Here is a 5,574-nt window from a genome sequence, read left to right on the forward strand (position 1 = left end):
ATTTTGTTCGTTTCGTCGCTGTAGCCTTCTTTGTTTTCGCTACGCTCAAATACAATTTGGGCTACGCAACTCAACTCACGCGCATTCATCCCACGCTCCTAAGAGTGAGACGTGGGGCTTCTGCTGATTAAGCTAAAACCTTATGATCTGGCTGTATTGGCTGCAATCCTTGTCAGGGCTGAGGATTTGCAGCAACAAGGATATTCATGGGTCGGTTTTTGTGAACTAGATTCTGATCTTCAACCTTGGGATAAAAATGGGGTATTAAAACCTATTCTTAATGATCTCTACAATGCTTCTCGAATCTGGGTGTATCGAGATTTTTTGGTGGAAGATGTAGATGAACTTCCCGAAGTTTGGTTTTCTTCTAATTAACCGGGTGTCAGTAAAATCATTTGTTGTTTCAAAAGATTTTTGACTCCATCTAAATCAAACTGAACTTTGGTTAAAATCTCTGCTACGGTAGATTTCCCATCACAGCTTTGCATAAATTCTAATTCGGCTGTTGATAAATTAACTATTTGGTAATCATAGTTAAATAAGCATTGACTGGGAAACCCATCTATGCAGGGGTTAAGTTCAGGTATGGCTGCTAATAATGTGTTATCTGCTGACCAGTCGGTTTTGGGTAGGGGGCGGCGACTGAGGAAAAATTCGTAATGTGCTACTTCGGGATTCAGTAATTCTATCAAACGGTAACGTTGACGTTCTGTGAGTTCGGCGGCTCGTTCAATTAGTTCTGGGGATTTTTCTAGAAGCTTTTCTAGTTGCCAAAATCCGGGATTGGAAAAACCTACAAAGTCTAATTCGGAAGCGTCTATGAATTTAAACAATGTATCAATATTGTAGTCTGTTTCCTGGGGATGGACGTACATATCGGCGAAACATTCATCTCGCTGGTTTTCCATTGACCATCTTTCTTTTTCCCGCTTGACAATGCGGTTATTTTCTGGTAAAGAAGCAAATATTTTTCTTCCGACTTGAACGCCATCACGATAGTCACCGCGTTTGTTACCTTGGAGAAGGGCGATCGCCTTTTGCATGAGTTGTATTTCCCATCTTCCCAGTTCTCCATACACAAAAATGTGCATTAAACCACCAGGAGCGAGTTTTTTCGCTAATGCTTGGATACCACGAATGGGATCTGGGAGATGATGAAGCACCCCAACACAATTTATTAAATCAAATTGTCCGGGAATTTGTTCCACATCATAGATACTTAAGTGATGAAATTCTACACGGTCAGCGCCGGAACTTTGACAGCGTTTTTTTGCGACTTCTAGTGTACCAGCGCTTAAATCTATGCCCACTACCTGCGCGTGGGGGTTGAGATGTACTAAATATTCTGTGCCGACTCCTGAACCACAACCAGCATCTAAGATGCGGATATCTTGCTTTTGCGGTTTTCTACCTGTGCAGAAGCTATAAGCAGCTAACCAATTCCAACGCCAATTGTAACCTGGTGGTGGTTCGTCGAGGATGGGTTCAGGGGGGAAAGGGTAGGTATCGTAGAGTTTCGCAACAGCAGCACTTACTTGGGAGTCGGACATATTCGGGATTAACGCAGCATCTCTGAGTTTACCGGATTGGGGGATTTTGGGCAAAAAATAAATTCTGTCTATTCGTAGGGTTTAGCACTGCTAAACCGTTACTGTTAATGGTTATGGGTATTGATTCTGTAATAACACTAATGTTAAGCTATGTAGTAATAAGTAAAACCTAGTTTATATATTTTGCATCTCATTTTGATTAACCAGGAGTATCAAAAATGCCAGTAGGTTTGCCTGAATTTGTGGAAAACCCGGAAAATCGTTGTCCGGTAATTCTCTTGCTTGATACTTCTGGCTCAATGTCAGGACAACCTATACAGGAGTTAAATAGAGGTTTGGCGGCTTTCAAGGAGGATGTGATGAAAGATGCTCAAGCCTCTTTAAGTGTAGAAGTTGCTATTGTCACCTTTGGACCGGTGAAACTGACGCAAGATTTTGTCACTATAGACCATTTTACACCGCCTAAGCTAGAAACAGATGGTGTGACACCAATGGGAGAAGCCATAGAATACGCTTTGGATTTATTGGAAAAACGCAAACAGTCTTATAAGGATAACGGTGTTCTCTATTATCGTCCTTGGGTGTTTTTAATTACCGATGGTGCGCCTACAGATGCTTGGGAGGGTGCAGCGCAAAGGGTGAGGGAAGAAGAAGCACAGCGCCGAATGTTGTTTTTTACTGTTGGTGTTGAGGGTGCAGATATGAATAAACTCAGACAAATTGCACCCCCAGAACGTCCTCCAGTGACGCTGAATGGCTTAGATTTTCGCGCTTTATTTGTTTGGCTTTCCACCTCCATGAAACGGGTTTCTAGTGGCAAAGTAGGGGAAGCTGTAGCATTACCGCCGGTGGGATGGGGGCAAATTACAACATAATCTGAATAGTTTGAAAAGGCGATTATAAATCGCGGCTACACAGGCAAAACCCACCTATTCCTTCGGAACGCTACGCGAACGTGGGTTAAAAATCTTGATTTTTCATTAGTCCACGAAGGTGGACTTCGTTTGTGTAGTAGCGTTCGCGCCAGCGTGCCGTAGGCTCTATTATATTCGCCGAAAACTTAAATTTAAAGATTAGATTTTGAGGATTTATTTATTGTGAGTTGGAAAGCTATAGCGCGTTCTGCTGTGGGAACGAGTCATCAAAAGCAAAAAATACCAATACCTTGTCAAGACTGCGGAAATTATCGCATTTTTAAAGATGTGATTGTGGGTGCAGTTGCTGATGGTGCTGGGAGTGCCAAATATTCTCATTTTGGTGCTGAATTGGCGGTAGAAACTGTAATTAAATGCTTTGCTGATATTAATGAACTTCCTGATAAACAAGGTTTTACTCAACCACTTTCGGAAATGGAAGCTAAGGAAGTTTTTACTAAGTTTGTCAAGGATGTTATTACTGTGTTAAAGAAAAAAGCAGATAATAATGATTATTCTGTTCATGATTTAGCTTGTACTCTGTTAGTTTTTATAGCGACTCCTGAATGGGTTGCAGCTATGCAAATTGGGGATGGATTTATGGTGGTGCGTTCCCAAGATGCAGAATATAAATTATTGTTTGAACCAGATAAGGGGGAATTTTTCAACGAAACAACTTTTGTGACTTCAGCTAATGCGCTGGAGGAAATGCAGGTACAGGTAATTTCAGGAAAACAAGAGTTTATTTGTGCTTCTACTGATGGATTAGAAAGAGTTGCAATTCGCTTGAGTGATTGGAAACCTCATGCGCCATTCTTTAAGCCTTTGGAGGAATATTTGCGAGAAACAGATAAGCCAGGAGGAAATGATGATAATTATATTATGGATTTTCTCGATTCTGAGCGGTTAAATTCTCGTACTGATGATGATAAAACTTTGCTTTTGTGTCTCTTTGAAGAAGAGATTTAGAAATTGTAGGTTGGGTTGAAGAATGAAACCCAACATTTTCGAGATTTTGTTGGGTTATGCCTCCGGCACGCTCCGCGAACGCAAAGCCTCAACCCAACCTACGATTTTAGGATTTTAGAAATATATTTCAACCCATCTAATTAAAATTATATGACAGTTCTTACCTGTGCCAGTACGGGAAAATCAATTACTTTATTGGGTGAAGAGATTGCTAATAGTGGTGAAGCGAAAATTTGGCGAACTAATCAAAAAGGTTATTTAGCGAAAATTTACCATAATCCAACACCTGAACGGGTGCAGAAGTTAGCGGTAATGATAGCAAATCCACCCACAGAACCAAATTCCCATCTTCATCATGTTTCTTTTGCTTGGCCTAAGTCGGCGTTGAAAAATGCTCAGGGTGATTGTGTGGGCTTTTTGATGCCAGAAATTAAGGATGGAAAAGAACTTCTTGATGTTTATAATCCCCGTCGTCGTCAAGCTTTGAAACTTGAGATTGATTGGCGGTTTCTGCACACAACGGCGCTGAATATTGTCTCAATTATTGAAGCACTCCACGCTGCTGGTTATGTTTTGGGAGATATTAAACCACAAAATATTTTAGTTAATAATCGGGCTTTACCTTCAATTATTGATACAGATTCTTTTCAGGTGAAAAATCCGAAAAATGATAAGGTTTATTATTGTTTAGTTGGTTCTGAGGGATATACACCACCGGAACTGATTGGAAAAGATTTTGATAGGATTGAGCAAACGGAAGTACATGATAGATTCCGGTTAGGAGTAATTATCTATCAATTATTATTTGGTGGTAATAATCCTTTTCAGGGAAAGTGGACTGGTGCGGGGGAAACTCCAGATATAAATGAACTTATCTGTCAGGGTTTATGGGTTAATGGGTCAACTAATTTAATTGCAGCAGTAGCAAGAACAATTCCCCTGGAGATTGTGCATCCAGAGGTTCAGCAATGTTTTCTGAGATGCTTTAATGATGGGCATAAAAATCCTAATTTCCGCCCTACGGCTAGGAAGTGGTTGGAGGCGTTAAAGGTAGGGAATGATAGGCTAACTATATGTGGCAAGGTAGATAGTCATTACTATAGTAGAACTTATGGTAAATGCTATTGGTGCGATCGCTCTACAAATCTTGGTGTTGATATTTTTCCTGGTGTTGTGAAAGCAAAACCATCTGTTGTTGTGGAATCAACGATTTTTGCAGCTACTAACACCCTAGAACTGGTTAAGCAAGAAGGAAAGATAATAACTGTAGTTGGTAAAGTTGTTATTACTCGCCATCTTAGGAGCGCAAATATATTTTTTATTAACTTTGGTAACGTTTCCAGTCTCGTCAACGGTTACAGTCCTTTTACAATTGTTATATTTTCAGAAGGGTTAAAAAATTTATCTAATTCCAGAAGCTTAACAATTACTCAATTAAGTAATTGGGTTGGAAGTTATATCAAAATTACGGGAACTCTTGAAGTACATCAAAAATCAGGTCGTAATACTCCACAAATAATACTAAAAGATTCAAACCAAATAAGTCTAATAAATCAAACTCAAGCTAATAACTTAATTGCGGGAAATACTAATACAAATACTTCAGCCGCAGTTAAGCAAACTCAATCTCAAGTTTCGCAACCAGCAGTTTCTAAACCTCAACATCAAACTGTAATAACCACCCCATCAATACCAACATCTACAACTACTTCGTCTTCAGTTCAGCCAACTCAATCTAAGGTTTATCAACCAGCAGTTTCTACACCTCAGACTATTCCAGGAATAACCCAAAAACCTAAAACAACTGCTTCATCATTCACCTTTGGTTGGGGGCTTCCTGTTGGTATCATTGTAGTATTACTCTTCACGTTTGCTATTGGAGTTTTTTCTGGTATTTTTGCCGCGTTTCTACATGGTTGTTGGATGTTTGGGGTATTATTTTGGGCATTGTATTCAAACCCTAAACTCTAATATCTAAGATTTAGAGAATTTTTAAATACGTAGGACTTACGCATTGACAGGATCAACCAAATATGAGGTATGGGTTTCGGGCATTTTAACGTGATTTTTTGATGATTTTTGAGCGCTCGCTATTGAGCAGAAGTTAATCACCAAAAGCCTGAAACGAGGGATTTTCGTTC

Annotated in this window: 5 protein-coding genes; 4 read left to right on the top strand and 1 reads right to left on the bottom strand. The window is 39.8% G+C overall.

Annotated elements, in window-relative coordinates; genetic code table 11:
• The first annotated feature begins 111 nt into the window (after positions 1-111).
• The gene (locus PN471_RS10540; protein ID WP_271776810.1) at positions 112-375 is read left to right on the top strand and encodes a hypothetical protein; all 264 of its coding nucleotides are present in this window, start codon (positions 112-114) and stop codon (positions 373-375) included.
• On the opposite strand, the gene PN471_RS10545 is transcribed toward PN471_RS10540, so the two are convergent.
• Positions 372-1,550: a class I SAM-dependent methyltransferase gene (locus tag PN471_RS10545; RefSeq protein ID WP_271776814.1), complete on the bottom strand. Its 1,179-nt coding sequence runs from the start codon at positions 1,548-1,550 to the stop codon at positions 372-374. The genes PN471_RS10540 and PN471_RS10545 overlap by 4 nt on opposite strands.
• Before the next feature lie 218 nt (positions 1,551-1,768).
• On the opposite strand from PN471_RS10545, the gene PN471_RS10550 reads away from it, so the two are divergent.
• The 3 genes from PN471_RS10550 (at position 1,769) to PN471_RS10560 (ending at position 5,404) form a co-directional block, all read left to right on the top strand.
• The gene (locus tag PN471_RS10550) at positions 1,769-2,425 is read left to right on the top strand and encodes a vWA domain-containing protein (RefSeq protein WP_271776811.1); all 657 of its coding nucleotides are present in this window, start codon (positions 1,769-1,771) and stop codon (positions 2,423-2,425) included.
• A gap of 222 nt (positions 2,426-2,647) precedes the next feature.
• The gene (locus PN471_RS10555; RefSeq protein ID WP_271776812.1) at positions 2,648-3,433 is read left to right on the top strand and encodes a PP2C family serine/threonine-protein phosphatase; all 786 of its coding nucleotides are present in this window, start codon (positions 2,648-2,650) and stop codon (positions 3,431-3,433) included.
• 150 nt (positions 3,434-3,583) lie between these two features.
• The gene (locus PN471_RS10560) at positions 3,584-5,404 is read left to right on the top strand and encodes a helix-hairpin-helix domain-containing protein (RefSeq protein WP_271776813.1); all 1,821 of its coding nucleotides are present in this window, start codon (positions 3,584-3,586) and stop codon (positions 5,402-5,404) included.
• Positions 5,405-5,574 lie beyond the last annotated feature (170 nt).

The sequence above is a fragment of the Aphanizomenon sp. CS-733/32 genome (genome assembly GCF_028330045.1).
GTDB lineage: Bacteria > Cyanobacteriota > Cyanobacteriia > Cyanobacteriales > Nostocaceae > Dolichospermum > Dolichospermum gracile.